The organism is Streptomyces sp. NPDC005775 (assembly GCF_042871565.1).
Classification (GTDB): Bacteria; Actinomycetota; Actinomycetes; order Streptomycetales; family Streptomycetaceae; genus Streptomyces.
This window is the reverse complement of sequence record NZ_JBIAIU010000013.1, coordinates 81894-97826: the sequence shown is the minus strand read 5'-3', so window position 1 is coordinate 97826 and position 15933 is coordinate 81894. Positions and strand designations below refer to the sequence as shown.

The following is a 15933-nucleotide window of genomic DNA, read 5'->3' as shown; positions in this document are numbered from 1 at the left end:
GAGGCGCCAGGGGCGGGGGTGACCCGCGGGAGATCCGGCAGGTCACCGCCGGGCTGTCCGCGGGAGAACCGGTCGGTCACCGCCCGACTACTCGCTCGTATGCTCGGTTCATGACCGATCCTCAGCGCGGACGCCCCACCACCAACTCCATGCGACGTGCCCTCAAGCGAGCCAGAGACGGCGTCGCCCTCGACGTGACCGAGGCCGCCGTCCTCCTCCAGGCGCGCGGCGACGACCTGACGGATCTCGCCGCGTCCGCCGCCCGGGTGCGGGACGCGGGCCTGGCGGCGGCGGACCGGCCCGGTGTCATCACGTACTCCCGCAAGGTCTTCATCCCGCTGACCCGCCTCTGCCGCGACAAGTGCCACTACTGCACCTTCGTCACCGTCCCCGGCAAGCTCAGGCGCGAGGGCCACGGCATGTTCCTGTCCCCGGACGAGGTGCTCACCATCGCCCGCGACGGCGCGGCGATGGGCTGCAAGGAAGCGCTGTTCACGCTGGGCGACCGGCCGGAGGACCGCTGGCCGGAGGCGCGGGAGTGGCTGGAGGCCGAGGGGTACGACGACACCCTCGCGTACGTACGCGCCATGGCGATCCGCGTCCTCGAGGAGACCGGCCTCCTCCCGCACCTCAACCCGGGCGTCATGACCTGGACCGACCTCCAGCGCCTCAAGCCCGTCGCCCCGTCCATGGGCATGATGCTGGAGACGACCGCGACCCGCCTGTGGTCCGAGCCCGGTGGCCCGCACCACGGCTCCCCGGACAAGGAACCGGCCGTGCGGCTGCGGGTGCTGGAGGACGCGGGCCGGTCCAACGTCCCGTTCACCACCGGCATCCTCATCGGCATCGGGGAGTCGTACGAGGAGCGCGCCGACTCCCTCTTCGAGCTGCGCAGGACCGCCCGCGCCTATCACGGCATCCAGGAAGTCATCGTCCAGAACTTCCGCGCCAAGCCCGACACGGCGATGCGCGCCATGCCGGACGCGGAGCTGGAGGAACTGGCCGCCGCCATCGCCGTCGCCCGCCACATCCTCGGCCCGTCCGCCCGCATCCAGGCCCCGCCGAACCTCGTCGACGCGGAGTACGCCCTGATCATCGGCGCCGGCATCGACGACTGGGGCGGCGTCTCGCCGCTCACCCCGGACCATGTGAACCCCGAACGCCCCTGGCCGCACATCGACGAGCTCGCCGCGCGGACCGCGGAGTCCGGCTTCCAGCTCCGCGAACGCCTCACCATCTACCCGGAGTTCATCCGGCGCGGCGAACCGTGGCTCGACCCCCGCCTCCTCCCGCACGTCCGCGCCCTCGCCGACCCGGAGACCGGGCTCGCGAAGGAGGGGGCGGTCCCCACCGGCCTGCCCTGGCAGGAACCCGACGAGGAGTTCGGCGCCTCCGGCCGCACCGACCTGCACCGCACCATCGACACGGAGGGCCGCACCGGCGACCGCCGCGACGACTTCGACGAGGTGTACGGGGACTGGGAGGCGCTCCGCGAGGCTGCGGCGCCCGGCATGGTCCCGTCCCGCATCGACACCGATGTGAAGGGCGCCCTGAGCCAGGCCGCCGCCGACCCCACGAAGCTCACCGACGCCCAGGCACTCACGCTGCTCCACGCGGACGGCCCCGCGCTCGACGAGCTGTGCCGGATCGCGGACACCCTGCGCCGTGACGTCGTCGGCGACGACGTCACGTACATCGTCACGCGCAACATCAACTTCACCAACGTCTGCTACACCGGCTGCCGCTTCTGCGCCTTCGCCCAGCGGCGCACCGACGCCGACGCGTACACCCTCTCCCTGGACCAGGTCGCCGACCGGGCCGCGCAGGCCTGGGACGTCGGCGCGGTCGAGGTGTGCATGCAGGGCGGCATCCACCCGGACCTGCCCGGCACCGCGTACTTCGACATCGCCCGCGCGGTGAAGGAACGCGTGCCCGGCATGCACGTCCACGCCTTCTCCCCGATGGAGGTCGTCAACGGGGCCACCCGCACCGGCATGTCCATCCGCGACTGGCTGATCGCCGCGAAGGAGGCCGGACTCGACTCCATCCCCGGCACGGCGGCGGAGATCCTGGACGACGAGGTCCGCTGGGTCCTCACCAAGGGCAAGCTGCCGACGGCGACCTGGCTGGAGGTCATCAAGACCGCTCACGAAGTGGGTCTGCGTTCGTCCTCCACGATGATGTACGGCCACGTCGACCAGCCCCGCCACTGGCTGGGCCACCTGCGCACGCTCGCCGGCCTCCAGCAGGAGTCGGGCGGCTTCACGGAGTTCGTGACGCTCCCCTTCATCCACACCAACGCCCCCGTCTACCTGGCCGGCATCGCCCGCCCCGGCCCCACCGACCGGGACAACCGCGCCGTCACCGCGATGGCCCGCCTGCTGCTCCACCCGCACATCACCAACATCCAGACCAGCTGGGTGAAGCTGGGCACGGAGGGCGCGGCGGAGATGCTCCGCTCTGGGGCGAACGACCTGGGCGGCACGCTGATGGAGGAGACCATCTCCCGGATGGCCGGTTCGGGCTACGGCTCGTACAAGTCGGTCCAGGACCTGGTCGCGGTGGCCGAGGCGGCGGGCCGCCCGGCGAAGCCGCGTACGACGCTGTACGGAGAGGTGCCCGAGGAGCGGGTGGCGGCGGCCGCAGCCTCGGACGGGCACCTGCCGGAGCTGCTGCCGGTACTGACCGACTGAGGGCCTCGGGGCTCCCCGCCGCCGGCGGGGGGCCCGGGCGCCGATCGGTCGGCTACGGCCCGAGAGGCCGGGGGGCGGCGCGGCGTTGCTGTGGGCCGGGCCGGCCTGCCGCGTCAGCCGGACCGGTCGTGGTCGGCCAGCACGGCCTGGATGACGCGCAGTTCGTTGTCCGCCCGTTCCCGGTCCGTGTCGAGGAACCCCGTCAGGTTCAGCAGCGCCTTCCACAACGCCCAGCCCCGGGCCCGCGCCCAGGTGCCCTCGTCCTGGCCGACCGCGCGCCGGAACGCCTCCCGGCTGTCGCCGGAGAACATCCCCCACGCGATGACCAGGTCACAGGCCGGGTCGCCGATGCCCGACGTACCGAAGTCGATGACGGCGGACAGTTCGCCGCCGTCGACCAGCAGGTTGCCTGAGGCGATGTCGCCGTGGAACCACACGGGCTCCCCGTGCCACTCGGCGGCGAGCGCGGCGTCCCAGACCACGCGTGCCCGGTCCGTGTCGACCCGGCACTCCAGCACGGCCAGGCAGCGCCGGGTCTCCTCGTTGTAGTGGGCGGGGGACGCGCCCCGGTACCAGCTGTGCTCCCCGGCGGGCGGCCCTCCCGTGGTGTCGCAGCCCTGGAGGGCGCGGACGAAGCCGGCCACCTGGACCGCGAACGGTGCGAGGCCGCCGATACGGCCCCGAGCCGCGGTCTCACCCCGCAGCCACCGCCGGACCGACCACGGATACGGGTAGCCCTCGCCCGGAACGCCCAGGGCGAGGACCGGGGGCACCGCCACGGGCAGGGCCGGGGCGAGGCGCGGCAGCCAGTGGTGCTCCTTCTCCACAGCGGGGACGTACCCGGCTGCCGTCGGGAGGCGTACCGTCATCGCGTCGCCGAGACGGTAGGTCCGGTTGTCCCAGCCGTCGACCTCGACCGGAGACACGGGCAGCGCGCTCCACTGCGGGAACTGGGCGGCGATCAGGCGCTTCACGAGCGCGGCGTCGATTCCGGCGCGGCCGTCGGGGTGGGGGGAAGCCATCGCGCGATCATCGCGCCGGGGGACCGCCCGGCACAACGGGATTTGACGCCGGCCGCTTCCGGGGCCGCGCGGCGGACTCCCGCCTCCGGGCTCCGGCCTCCCGAAGCGGCCGCCTGCAACTCCCCTGATCACTACGTCACTCACATGGGTGAGGCTTCGCCGGGGACGGCGTCGTACGACACCGGCGGACATATGCTCCCGGCAATAACGACCCCGCGCTCGGGGGCACTTCGGGCATCGCACGCACACCACTCGCAGGAGACCCGCATGGTCAGTTCGCCGCATGAGGCGATGCACCGCATCTTCCAGGAGCACCCGGGCCTGTTCTCCCGCGTCTCGGAACTGCTGGGGATCACCATCTCCCCGCCCGTCTCGGTCACCGTGATGCCCACCGACCTGACCGAGAACCGGCCCGTCGAACGTCGCGTGGACACCCTGCTGCGCCTGGACACGGAGAACGACGAGCCGTTTCTCCTGGCCATCGAAGCGCAAGGGAAGAAGGACCTCGACAAGCCGGCGAGCTGGGCCTACTACCTGTCCTACCTGTACACGAAGTACCGTCTCCCGCCGCTGCTGCTGGTCGTCTGTCAGGACCGTGCGACTGCTGAATGGGCCTCCGGCCCGGTCTCCATCGGGCCCCGCCAGTGGCCCGCGCTCACCCTGCGTCCACTCGTCGCGGGCCCGCACAACATGCCGGTGATCACCAACGTCGCCGAGGCCCGCAAGGACCTGGCGCTCACCACGCTGGCGGCGATCACACACGCCGCCGATCCGGACATCGGTGCCATACTGAAGACGCTGTCGACCGCTCTGCGGGACGTACCGGAAACCATCGCCGATCCCCTTGTCGAACTCACCGCACAAGGCCTGGGCAACCGCCCGGCCGCACAACAGTGGAGGAACCTGGTGGCCGTGGACCTCTCTTTCTACAAGTCCTTCATGGCAGAGGAAATCAGGGACGAGGGCCGAGCGGAGGGCCGTACGGAGGGCCGAGCGGAGGCCATTGCGCAGGGGATCCTTCTGTTCCTCGCGCAGGCGGGCGTCGAGGTGTCGGATGAGGCTCGTGAACGGATCACCACCTGTGGTGATCTCGACACCCTGAACCGCTGGCTTCTGCGCGCCCCCACCGCCCGGTCGGCCGAGGACGTCTTCGCCGAGGAGTAGGCGGCCCTCGGCAGCAGTGCTGCGCGTGATCGACCGAACACGGTCTTGATCACGCGCAGTTCTTTGTACCCCCGCTCCGGGCCGGTGCCGAGGAATTCGGCCAGGTTCAGCAGCGCCACCCTGTGGCGGAACGCCTGTCGGTTGTCACCGGAGAACCGTCGTCCGGAAACCATCGCCGATCCCCTTGTCGAACTCACCGCACAAGGCCTGGGCAACCGCCCGGCCGCACAACAGTGGAGGAACCTGGTGGCCGTGGACCTCTCTTTCTACAAGTCCTTCATGGCAGAGGAAATCAGGGACGAGGGCCGAGCGGAGGGCCGAGCGGAGGGCCGTACGGAGGGCCGAGCGGAGGCCATTGCGCAGGGCATCCTTCTGTTCCTCGCGCAGGCGGGCGTCGACGTGTCGGATGAGGCTCGTGAACGGATCACCACCTGTGGTGATCTCGACACCCTGAACCGCTGGCTTCTGCGCGCCCCCACCGCCCGGTCGGCCGAGGACGTCTTCGCCGAGGAGTAGGCGGCCCTCGAGGATGAGCGCGGGACCGGTTCCGCCGACCTTGCGGAGGAGCCTGATGCAACGGCAAACCCCGGAGATTGCCGCGCAAAACTGAACCGAACCAGCAACTTCGTACATACCGTTCCGCCCCCGTCGGCCCCGTGGCCGTTCGATTACAGTGCTGCGCAGTTACCGCGAGTCGCACACGGAAACGAACCGACGGACCGACGGGGAGGGGCACGGTGAGCTCAGCGACCACAGCTGTCTGGGGCCGTGCCGAGCAGCAGGACTTCCGCAGCCGGGTACGCGGCGCCCTGCTCGGCGGCGCCATCGGTGACGCGCTCGGCGCGGGTGTCAGCGGGCTCACGCTGGAGGAGATCCGCGAGGCCCACGGGGCCGACGCCGTCACCGACTTCGTCCCCGCACACGGTGGGCGCGGTTGCGTCACCTCGGTCACCCAGCTCACCCTGTTCACCGTCGACGGGCTGATACGCGCCCAGGTCCGCCGCGACACCGGCGCCTGGCACCCGCCCACGGACGTGCACCGGGCCCATCTGCGCTGGGCCGCCACCCAGCACGACTGGGGGCCCGACGAACGGCGCAAGGACAACGGCTGGCTCGCCGGTCAGGAATGGCTCTACAGCCGCCGCGCGCCCACGCGGGAGTGCCTGGGCGGATTGGGCGACTCCGTCATGGGCTCCCTCGAACAGCCGAAGAACCCCACCGCGCGCGACTCCGCCGCGCTCACCCGCTCCGCTCCGTTCGGGCTGCTCGTCGGCTGGGAGCCGCAGCTCGTGTTCCAGCTCGCCGTCGAGTGCGCCGCACAGACGCACGGCCACCCCACCGCCCTGCTCTCGGCCGGCGCCCTCGCCGTGATCGTGCACGGGCTGGCGCGCGGCGAGACGCTGGACGGTTCCGTGCAGCACGCGCTGGCCGTGCTCGCCGAGCGGCCGGGCCACGAGCCCGTCACCGAGGCGCTCCAACAGGCCCTCGGTACGGTGCGCCAGGGCATCCCCGGGCCCGCCCTCATCGAGTCGCTGGGCGCCACGGACTCCGCCGAGGAGGTCCTCGCGGTGGCCGTGTACTGCGCGCTGGTCGGTGAGGACATCCGGCAGGGCTTGCGACTGGCCGTCAACCACGGCGGGCCGTCCGCGGCCACCGGGGCCCTGTGCGGGGCGCTGCTCGGCGCGTTGCACGGCGAGACCGCGCTGCCGCCGGCCTGGCTGGCCGAGCTGGAGGGGCGCCCCACGCTCCTGGAGCTCGCCGACGACTTCGCCATGGAGATGACGCAGGGGCCCGCCCTGCATGGCCCTGCCGCCGCCGCACCGGGCTGGCTGGCCCGCTACCCGCGCGGCTGAGCGGGAGCCCGAACGAGTGAGGGGCGGGAGCCCGTACGGAAGCCGCCGCAACCATACGTAATCCCGCCCCTCACCCCCGTACAGCCGCAGGCGTCAGTCCTTCACGCCCTCCACGACCGCAACGTCCTCGGGACCGCCCTGCGCCGGGACGGTCGCACCGGTGGCCGGGCCGTCGCCGTCCGAGTTGATCTGCTCGATGACCGCGTCGCGCTCCGGGGTGTCCTCCGGCTTGATGAAGCCGATGACGATGTAGAGCACCAGCGAGATCGCCAGCGGCAGTGCCACCTGGTACTGCAGGGCGACGTCCGTCTTCACCGAACCGTCGAAGTTGTAGTTGGTGAAGTAGAACGCCAGCAGACCCGCCGCCCAGCTGGTGAGCGCCGCCGTCGGTCCCGACTTACGGAACCTGCGCAGCAGACCCAGCATGAACGGGATGGCGATCGGGCCCATCAGTCCGGCGACCCACTTGATGACGACCGAGATGATGTCCTTGAACGTCGGCGAGTTGATCTGGGTCGCCAGCGCCATGGACAGGCCCAGGAAGCCGAGCGTGGAGAGCCGTGCGGCGAGCAGGCCGGCCCGGGCGTTCCAGTTGCGGGCGGCCTTGGAGAAGACCGGGGCGATGTCGCGGGTGAAGACCGCCGCGATGGCGTTGGCGTCCGAGGAGCACATCGCCATCGTGTGCGAGAAGAATCCGACGACGACCAGGCCCAGCAGGCCGTGCGGCAGGAGCTGCTCGGTCATCAGCGCGTAGCTGTCCGAGGCGTCCGGCTTCTGCGCGTCGACGAGCAGCGGGGCGCACCACATCGGGAAGAACAGGACCGTCGGCCAGACCAGCCACAGGATGGCGGAGAGGCGCGCCGAGCGGGTCGCGGAGGCGGCGGAGTCCGTGGCCATGTAGCGCTGGGCCTGGTTCCACATGCCGCCGTTGTACTCGAAGGTCTTGATGAACAGGTACGCCAGCAGGAAGGTCACGGTGTACGGGCCGGCCGTCGGGTCCGTGTGGCCCTCGGGCAGCTTGTCCCAGACCGTCCACAGCGTGCTGAAGCCGTCGAGCTTGCTCATCGCCGTGACGAGCATCGCGAGACCGGCGAACAGCTGGATGACGAACTGCCCCAGCTCGGTGAGCGCGTCGGCCCACAGTCCGCCGACCGTGCAGTAGATCGCCGTGATGAGGCCGGTGATGAAGATGCCCTGGGTCAGGCTGATGCCGGTGAAGACGGAGAGCAGGGTGGCGATCGCCGCCCACTTGGCGCCGACGTCCACGATCTTCAGCAGCAGACCGGACCAGGCGAGTGCCTGCTGGGTCTGGATGTTGTACCGGGTCTTCAGGTATTCGAGCGGCGAGGCGACGTGCAGCCGCGAACGCAGCCGGTTGAGCCGGGGGGCGAAGAGCTTGGCGCCGATCCCGATGCCGATCGCGATGGGGAGCGACCACGTCACGAAGGACGTGACGCCGTACTGGTACGCGATGCCGGCGTAGCCGGTGAACATCACGGCGCTGTAGCCGGACATGTGGTGCGAGATGCCGGACAGCCACCACGGCATCTTGCCGCCGGCCGTGAAGAAGTCGCTGACGTTGTCCACACGCTTGTGGGACCAGAGTCCGATCGCGATCATCACGCCGAAGTAGCCGATGAGCACGACCCAGTCGAGACTGTTCATGTCCCCCTCCTGGGGTCCGCCTTATGAACGGGTACGCACTTCGTCAGTACGGCCGCTCAGCGGGGTCCCCGTGCGGGAGCGGGGACATCGGGGATTGAACCGCCTGTTCGGCCCCCCGGTCAAGGTCTCCAGCGGTCAGGGATGTGAACACAGATCAGCAAGACGAACGATTTTACTTGTTCTTGACCCGTGAAGCCGTTGTCGCGCACGTGACGGCGGCCACACGATGATCGGGCACTTCGTCAGGCTGTGCAGAGAAGACAAGAGAACGTTCAGGAGCGCCGAAGAGCACAGAAAGACCGCACGGGATGCGGGTCCCGTGCGGCCGAGAAGGAGGAGAACTGACCTTGCCGAACTCCCTGCGGAGCGCGCCCGCGTGTCAGCGCCTCAGCGCATCAGCTCGCCGGCGTTGACCAGCAGGGACTGCCCGGTGATCGCCCGTGCCCGGTCGGAGGCCAGGAAGACGGCGGCCTCCGCCACATCGCCGTCCGTCGCCAGCTCCGGCAGCGCCATGCGCCCGGAGAGCCTCCCCAGTACCTCGGCCTCGGGCACCTTCTCGGTGTGCGCGGTGAACTGTACGTAGGCCTGCACCGGCGGCCCCCACATCCAGCCCGGCAGCACGGTGTTCACCCGGATCCGGTGCGGCCCGAACTCCCACGCCATGGAGTACATCGCGGACGTGAGCGCGCCCTTGGAGGCCGCGTACGCCGCCTGCCGCACCTGGGACGGCGCCGCCACCGCGGACTGCGTGCCGATGACGACGACCGCACCGCCCCGCTCCTTGAGGGCGGGCAGGCAGGCGCGCGTCATCCGCAGGGTGCCGAGCAGATTGACGTCGACGACCGCCTTCCACGTGTCCAGGTCGGCGTCCTCGACCCCGCCGAAGTAGCTGTCCCAGGCGGCGACATGGACCACCGCGTCGATCCGCCCGAACCGCTCCACGGCCAGTGCGGCGAGCGCCTCGCACTGGGCCTCGTCGGTGATGTCGGTGGCCAGGTGAGCGGTGTGCAGCCCCTCCGGGTCGATCTCGGCGGCCGACTTCGCGAGATTGGCCGCGGTGCGCGCCCCGAGGACCGCGTTGCCCCCGTCGCGCACCACCGTGGCGGCGATCTGATGCCCGAGCCCGGCTCCGACCCCGGACACGATGACGGTCTTCCCCGCGAGCAACATCGGTGCCTCCCGGCTCTGGAACTTCTTCTGACGGGGCGTCAGAGTAGGTCCCTCCGGCGGAGTACGGAAGGGGAACGGCATGAGCGAGGGAGCGAAGGGCGAGAGCGCGAAGGGTGAGGGGGCGCGGGGCGGTGGGACACGCAGTGACACGTATGCCGAACTGGCCGCGCTGGGGCCGTACGGAGTCCATCCCGGACACGCGCTGATCACCATGGTCGAACCGCACCCGGGCCACGAGTTCGCCTACAACCGGTGGTACGAGGACGATCACTTCTACGCGGGCGCGATGGCGATGCCGTGGATGTTCTCCGGCCGGCGCTGGGTGGCCACGCGGGAGCTCCAGGAGCTGCGCTACCCGGACAAGTCCGCGATCGCGCAGCCGGTCGGTGCCGGCTGCTACCTGTCCACGTACTGGGTGACGGACGGGCGCTACGACGACCACATGAAGTGGACCGTCGGCATCAACAAGCGGCTGAACCGCGACGGCCGGGTCTACCAGGACCGTACGCACGTCTTCACGGCGTTCCAGGACCATGAGGCGACGGTCTACCGGGACGGGGCCGCGGGGCCCCGGGACTTCCACGCCCTGGACCACCCGTACCGCGGACTGGTCCTGGAGGTGATCGACGCAGAAGGCCCCGCGCAGCGCGCCGAGTTGCTGGAGTGGCTGCGCTCACGGCATCTGCCGAAGCGGCTGAACGGGTCGCCCGCGGCGATGGTGACCGTGTTCCGTCCCACGCCGTTGCCGGGCGACCGGATGACCTACGTGAAGCAGGTCGAGGGCGTCGACACCCGGCTGACCCTGCTCTGGTTCCTCCAGGAGGACCCGGGGGAGTGCTGGGCCGGTCACTTCGCCGGGCTCGACGCGGCGGTGGCGGAGTCGGGCCTGGGGCGGGTGGAGCTGGTGGCGCCGTTCATCCCGACCGTTCCGGGGACGGACCGGTACGTCGATCAGCTGCGCTGAAGCGGGCGGCGGGTGATGGTGGTGGTGCCGTGCGCCGTTCCCGCTCCCCGTGGTGGCGCCGGTCGCGCGGGGAGCCCCCTCGGCCAGGACGGCGGACCGGACGAGAGGGCTGCCGGCAGCACCTGGATCGGTGCCGCGGTACGGCGTAAGGGAAACATTGCTCAGGCGTCGACGGAACCCTCGGCGACATCACGCACGAACGCGTTCCAGGCGCCGGGGACGAAGGTGAGCGAAGGGCCCTCGGGGGCCTTCGAGTCACGTACGGCAATCGCCTGCACAAGAGGGGACTTGACTTCGACGCAGGCGCCGTTGCCCCCGGAATACGACGACTTCGTCCAGATTTCCGTAGCACCCTGACGAATGGCCATGTTCACTCCGGTTCAGAGAGTTGTGTGAGCGCCAGCGGTTTGCCCGGTGGCGTGATCGACGCTACTCGCCAAGCTCCCCGAGTGAAGGGGCCGTTCACTCGACCGGATGGCATCTACCCTGCAGGTCTTCCGTTACGAGGTGGCGACGGTGTACCGTGCCGTCGCCCCACTCGTAACATCGCTTCATTGCTCTCATACCGGACTTTGTGAGCTGGCTGGTTTACGCGCCCGTCCGGCCGGAGTTCACGCCGTGTTCAGGCGGGTGTACTCCTTCGCGATCCCGTCGATGAAGTGCCGGGTCTGCTCCACATTCAGCGCCTGCGCCCTCAAGTGCTCGTACATGACGCTGTACCGCTGCACGTCGTTCGCCTTCTCCAGATAGAGGTCGCTGGTGACGCCCTCGATATAGACGACGCTGGAATCCGCGGCGTCCGGGAATTCCAGAATGGCGTACTGCCCGTTGATGCCCGGGTGCGCCCCCATGTCGAAGGGCAGCACCTGAACGGTCACGTGCGGCAGGTGCGACAGCTCCACCAGGCGCTCCAGCTGCTCGATCATCACCTGCTTGCCGCCGACCAGCCGGCGCAGCGCGGACTCGTCGATGACCGCCCACAGCCGCAGCGGGGTCTCGGGGGCGGTGATGCGGTCCTGGCGGCGCGCACGGACGCTGACGCGCTTGTCGATGTCCGTCTGGGGCGCTTCCGGCAAGGCGCCGTTGATCAGTGCCTCGGCGTACTGCCGCGTCTGCAACAGGCCCGGGATCACCTGGGGCTCGTACACGCGCAGCGACTCGGCATCGGTCTCCAGGCCGATGTAGACGCTGTACGGGATGTCGCCGAAGGCGTGCCACCAGCCCTGCTGGCGGGAGTCCTTGGCCATCTGCATGAGCGAGTCGACGACCCGGTGGTCCTCGACGTCGTACACCCCGCAGAGATCGCGGACGTCGCGCTGGCTGATGGAGCGGCGGCCGTTCTCCAGGCGGCTGATCTTGGACTGCGAGACCAGCAGCCGCTCCGCGACCTCCTCGGCCGTCATGCCCTTGATCTCGCGCAGTCGGCGCAATTCCTGACCCAACCGGCGTCGCCTGACGGTGGGATTGACGTTGGACGGCACGGAAACGGCACCTCCGGCTATGTAGCTGTGCGTATCTACTGCTCAGCAGATTGCCACCCGTGCCCCCGGCCGCGCTGGAAAACGGCCACACGCAGCGGCGCGGGGCAGCCGGTGGTTACCGGCTGCCCCGCGCTTGGTGCGGCTCCCGAACCGGGTCTTTGGGGACGACGGTGCGGCGGTATTCGGTTGGTGCGGTGGTGCGTTGTGCGTTGCGTGGTGCAGGTGGAGCTCAGTGGTGCGGGTGCTGCTTCGACGCCCGTGCGGCCCTAATGGACCGCCGTGTGCGCCATGCTGTCGCGACGTGACTGCGACTGCACTTGCTGTTGCAACGGAACGCCGGCCGCCTGATTGCGGCGCGGTTGTGCGACCGCCCCGTTCTGGACGTCCATCACGGCATGCGCCACGAGACCGCCCATCGGGTCGTGTCTGATCAGGTCCCGGAGCCGGGAGCGCGAGGAGCGCCCCTCGTTCCCGGGGTACAGGTGCTTGCCGAGTCCGACCGCGTGGGCCAGCGCGGCGAGCGCCGCGGTCCGCGGGTCCGGCGGTACGCCGGTGCGGATCGCACTGTCCAGCCTGGTTCTGATGTCCCGGCTGATTGCCGTGTCCGTCGCCTGGTAGCGAGTTGTCGGCAGCACTCCGCACATCTGGCCCGCCACGGCATGCACCATGCCGCACCGCTCCAGATGAGCGAGGTAAATCTGGCGGAGCCCCAGCCGGGGTCCGCCGATCCAGTGGACGGCCCGGACCGGGCTGCCGCGTCTGCGCAGCAGTTCCAGTGCGGAGTCCAGAGTCGGATCTCCTGTCGGCCGTGGCATCACCACGGCGATACGATCCCCATCAGGGGCTATCCGTCCTGCCAGGGCCAGCTCTACTAGCTGGGCCCCGGCGAGGCCGAGGTCGAGCGACTGCGGCTGCGCTGTGGTACCCGTGGTCGGGTCCAGAGCGAGCAACAGAAGCTCCTCCGGAATTGTTCTGCGGCTCCTGCCCATCCATGCCTCCCCGCGTGGATGAGTGACAGGGTGACCCCTCTCACATCTGTCTGTCGAGAGCGCCTGGGTGCTTTATACGGGAACCAGTAGGTATGTCGTTCTCGTCTAGCAGCCCGGCCAAGGGTTCACACGGGACACTGGTAGATGGTTCGGACAGCGCGGGGATGTCCCGCGCCGCATGGAGGAGGCATCGGTGGCGGGCGAGTCCCCCGACAAGTCGGAGCAGCAGAAGTCGTCGGGAACGACTCGGAGCGAGGCCGATCCGCGTCTTGCCGTGTTCCGTGAACCCGCCTCTCCGGCGGAGTCCGGAAGCGGTACGGACACGGCGACGGCCGTTTTCAGCACCCAGCGGGCGAAGCCGGGGACGGCGGACGCCGAGGGCGGGGCGGTGGACGACGGTGCGGCTGAGGTCGACGCCGTCGATTCCGGGGCCGTGGCGGAGGGCGCTGCCGCTGCCGATGCCGATCCCGATGCCGACGCCGATCCCGATCCAGGCGCCGAAGCGTCGGCTTCGAGTGGCGGCGCGGAGCCGGACGCGAAGTCGGAAGCCCAGCAGGACGAGGTGACTCCTGCGGAGCCCGGGGCTGCCGCGGGCGCCGAAGGGGCCGCGAAGGCCGCAGAGGGCGCTGAGAGCCCGGCAGAGGCCCCCGAGGCCGGTCCGGACGCTCCGCGGGCGCCCAAGGAGCCCGCGGAGGACGTGGAGCCCGCAGAGGACGAGGAGGCCGTCGAGCCCTCCGAGGCCGCGGGAGTGTCGGCGGATGAGGCCGCGGACGAGCCCGACGCGCAGTCGGCGGAGACTGCCGAGCCCGAGGGGGGCGATGCGCGGCTGCGTGCCGCCGTTGCCGCTTGGGTCTCCAAGGGCGAGGACGCGGACGACGCGGGCGAGGACGCGAAGAGCGAAGCGCCCGATGCCGGCGACGCGGCCGACGCCGAAGCCGACGAAGCTGTCGAGCCCGAGGCGTCGGACGGCGACGACGCGGCGCCCGACGACGTCAAGACGCCGACCGGATCCGCCGATGCCGATGCCGATGCCGATGCCGAAGTCGATGTCGACGCCGAGGACGCCTCCGTCTCCGAGGCGGCGGACAGCGCTGCCGAGGCGCGCGTCCCCCGGACCCGTGAGGAGCCCGGCGACGAGGCGCGGCCCGCCGGGGACACCCGTGGCATCGATCAGGCAACGGCCGTCTTCAAGGCGCCGAGGCTGCCCCGCGTGGACCAGCCGACGACCGCGCTGAAGATCACTTCGCCCCCCGCGAAGAAGCCGGAGACCGGGCCCCAGCCGGAGACCCCTGCCGAGCGCACCAGCAAGTTCGTACCGCTGCGTGCGGACGACGTGCGTCCGGCCCCCGCGCCCCGCGTGCCGGAGGCGCCCGCGCCCGCGCCCACGCCCTCCTGGGCCGCTCAGCAGTCGCCCGACGCGTCGCTCAGCGGTGCCGAGCGGACCCGGCAGCAGCCGATGCCGCCCCGGCCGCCGCTCGACCTGCTGGCGGAGCTGACGAACACCCCGCCGCCGCCGGAGACCCCGGTCCGCACCGCCGTGCGCCGGGTCAAGATCTGGACCCCGCTGGTCTTCCTGCTGCTGATCGTCTTTGCAGTCGTGCAGATGGTGCGGCCGTTGCCGGCCCCCGCGCTCACGATGACGGCGCAGTCGTCGTACTCCTTCAAGGGCGGCGACCTGAAGCTCACCTGGCCGGCGCAGGGGCAGTCGGCCGTCACCGTTGACGGTGTCGGCACGATGGGTTCGGCGGGGGCGCAGAAGCCGGCGCCCATCGCGAGCGTCGCCAAGATCATGACGGCGTACGTGGTGCTCAAGGAGCACCCGCTCACCGGCAAGGAGCAGGGCGAGGAGATCACCGTCGACCAGCAGGCGGAGGACGAGTCCAAGATCGACGGCGAGTCCACCGCGCCGATCAGCAAGGGGCAGAAGTTCAGCGAGAAGCAGATGCTGCAGCTCCTGATGATCCCGTCGGGGAACAACGCCGCGCGCCTCTTCGCCCGCTGGGACTCGTCCGAGACCGAGTTCATCGCGAAGATGAACGCCGCGGCCAAGGACCTCGGCATGGACGGCACCACGTACACGGACCCGAGCGGTCTGAAGAAGACGACGGTCTCCACCGCCGCCGACCAGTTGAAGCTGGCCAAGGCCGTGATGCAGAACGAGATCTTCCGCGAGATCGTCGACACCCCGCAGATCAAGATCGACGGCATCGACTCGACGATCTACAACAACAACACGATCCTGCTGCAGCCGGGCGTGAGCGGTATCAAGACCGGCTCCTCCACGCCGGCCGGCGGCAACCTGGTCTGGTCCGCCAACACGGTCGTGGACGGCAAGAAGCTGTGGATCTACGGCGCGGTCATGGGGCAGCAGGCGGGCACGGGCCAGCCCTACGACAGCCTGGTGATGTCGCTGGACAACAGCCTCAAGCTGATCAAGGACGCGCAGAAGGCCGTGACGTCCGCCACGGTCGTCAAGAAGGGCGATGTCGTCGGATACGTCGACGACGGGTTCGGCGGTCGGACCCCGCTCGTCGCGACCGGTGACCTGAAGGCGAAGGGCTGGCCGGGTCTCGAGGTCGAGCTGTCCGTGAAGGGCAACGGCAAGGAGATCTCGCGCGACATGACGGCGGGCACGAAGGTCGGCGTCGTGACCGTGGGGACGGGCCCCGGCAAGGTCAGCACCCCGGTCGCCCTCCAGCAGGACCTGCGGGACCCGAGCTTCACGCAGAAGCTGACCCGGATCAGCTGACGTGCCGTACCGGCCCCCGGGTCGTGCGAGCCACCTCACGGGCCGTCGCGGCACCTTTCCGGGCGATGACGAGATGGTGCGTGTTAGCGTCCCGGGGGCAACGCGTGGACCCTGGAACGCGTCTTTCCGCCCATGAGACCCGAGCAGGCAAGCCGGCGGTTCCAACGCGTCCGGGGAGGGACG

At 70.3% G+C, this 15933-nt stretch carries 11 protein-coding genes and 1 pseudogene; 6 read left to right on the top strand and 6 right to left on the bottom strand.

From position 1 onward, the window contains the following. The first annotated feature begins 110 nt into the window (after positions 1-110). On the top strand, positions 111-2693 hold the full coding sequence (locus tag ACFYPA_RS27515) for a bifunctional FO biosynthesis protein CofGH (protein WP_359085790.1): 2583 nt from the start codon (positions 111-113) through the stop codon (positions 2691-2693). Between the two features lie 113 nt (positions 2694-2806). On the opposite strand, the gene ACFYPA_RS27510 is transcribed toward ACFYPA_RS27515, so the two are convergent. Continuing rightward, positions 2807-3715, bottom strand: a complete 909-nt coding sequence (locus tag ACFYPA_RS27510) for an aminoglycoside phosphotransferase family protein (RefSeq protein ID WP_389134767.1) — start codon at positions 3713-3715, stop codon at positions 2807-2809. Positions 3716-3982: 267 nt separating this feature from the next. Between ACFYPA_RS27510 and ACFYPA_RS27505 the strand changes: the two genes are divergently transcribed. From ACFYPA_RS27505 to ACFYPA_RS27495, 3 genes and pseudogenes are all read left to right on the top strand, one after another. Beyond that, positions 3983-4879 carry a hypothetical protein gene (locus tag ACFYPA_RS27505; protein WP_389134764.1) on the top strand — a complete coding sequence of 299 codons (897 nt, stop codon included), beginning with the start codon at positions 3983-3985 and terminating at the stop codon, positions 4877-4879. Between the two features lie 162 nt (positions 4880-5041). Continuing rightward, a pseudogene (locus tag ACFYPA_RS27500) lies at positions 5042-5395 on the top strand (hypothetical protein); the annotation flags it as partial. 221 nt (positions 5396-5616) lie between these two features. Further along, a complete protein-coding gene (locus tag ACFYPA_RS27495) occupies positions 5617-6732 on the top strand; it encodes an ADP-ribosylglycohydrolase family protein (protein WP_389134762.1) in 1116 nt (371 codons plus the stop codon). 93 nt (positions 6733-6825) lie between these two features. Here ACFYPA_RS27495 and ACFYPA_RS27490 read toward each other — a convergent pair whose 3' ends face one another. Further along, positions 6826-8397 (bottom strand): sodium:solute symporter family protein, encoded by a 1572-nt coding sequence (locus tag ACFYPA_RS27490; protein ID WP_359085794.1) that lies wholly within the window; start codon positions 8395-8397, stop codon positions 6826-6828. Between the two features lie 387 nt (positions 8398-8784). After that, positions 8785-9567 (bottom strand): SDR family oxidoreductase, encoded by a 783-nt coding sequence (locus ACFYPA_RS27485; RefSeq protein ID WP_359085795.1) that lies wholly within the window; start codon positions 9565-9567, stop codon positions 8785-8787. A 79-nt stretch (positions 9568-9646) separates the two neighbouring features. Here ACFYPA_RS27485 and ACFYPA_RS27480 point away from each other — a divergent pair, with 79 nt between their 5' ends. Then, positions 9647-10531: a hypothetical protein gene (locus ACFYPA_RS27480; RefSeq protein ID WP_359085796.1), complete on the top strand. Its 885-nt coding sequence runs from the start codon at positions 9647-9649 to the stop codon at positions 10529-10531. 161 nt (positions 10532-10692) lie between these two features. Here ACFYPA_RS27480 and ACFYPA_RS27475 read toward each other — a convergent pair whose 3' ends face one another. The 3 genes from ACFYPA_RS27475 to ACFYPA_RS27465 form a co-directional block, all read right to left on the bottom strand. After that, complete coding sequence (locus ACFYPA_RS27475; protein ID WP_359085797.1) at positions 10693-10899, bottom strand: DUF397 domain-containing protein; 207 nt, start codon at positions 10897-10899, stop codon at positions 10693-10695. Between the two features lie 243 nt (positions 10900-11142). Continuing rightward, positions 11143-12012, bottom strand: a complete 870-nt coding sequence (locus ACFYPA_RS27470) for a helix-turn-helix transcriptional regulator (RefSeq protein WP_356350377.1) — start codon at positions 12010-12012, stop codon at positions 11143-11145. A gap of 266 nt (positions 12013-12278) precedes the next feature. Beyond that, positions 12279-13001 carry a GPP34 family phosphoprotein gene (locus ACFYPA_RS27465; protein WP_326736782.1) on the bottom strand — a complete coding sequence of 241 codons (723 nt, stop codon included), beginning with the start codon at positions 12999-13001 and terminating at the stop codon, positions 12279-12281. Between the two features lie 178 nt (positions 13002-13179). Here ACFYPA_RS27465 and ACFYPA_RS27460 point away from each other — a divergent pair, with 178 nt between their 5' ends. Further along, complete coding sequence (locus tag ACFYPA_RS27460) at positions 13180-15750, top strand: serine hydrolase (RefSeq protein ID WP_389134758.1); 2571 nt, start codon at positions 13180-13182, stop codon at positions 15748-15750. The last annotated feature ends 183 nt before the right edge of the window (positions 15751-15933 follow it).